A 297-nucleotide genomic window follows, 5' to 3' on the forward strand; every position below is an offset into this window, starting at 1 on the left:
TGCTGTTGTAGTAGTTGCTCGATTTGGGCAGAGCGTTGTGTCGCTGGTAGCTGTTGGAGGTTGAATATCAGTAGTTCTACGGCACGGGGTGGTTGGATGACTTGGATGGGGTTGCCATTTTGGGTGATGTAGTTGGTGCGCAGGGCTTCGTGGTGAGCAACTATGGCATCTAGGGATTTTTGCAGGACTTTGATGTTGAGCGGTCCTTGTAATTGCAGTGCTGAGGCGATGTGATAGATGGAGTTGCCTGGTTGTAGTTGTTCCCAAAACCACAGGCGCTGCTGGGCGAATGATAGG

The 297-nt window shown here is 51.2% G+C and carries 1 protein-coding gene; it reads right to left on the reverse strand.

Going from position 1 to position 297, the window contains the following annotated elements:
* On the reverse strand, positions 1-297 hold a 297-nt coding region (locus BV372_RS34635; RefSeq protein WP_143845519.1), incomplete at both ends, for a condensation domain-containing protein.

It is taken from the genome of Nostoc sp. T09, from assembly GCF_002154695.1.
In the GTDB taxonomy this organism is placed as follows: domain Bacteria; phylum Cyanobacteriota; class Cyanobacteriia; order Cyanobacteriales; family Nostocaceae; genus Aulosira.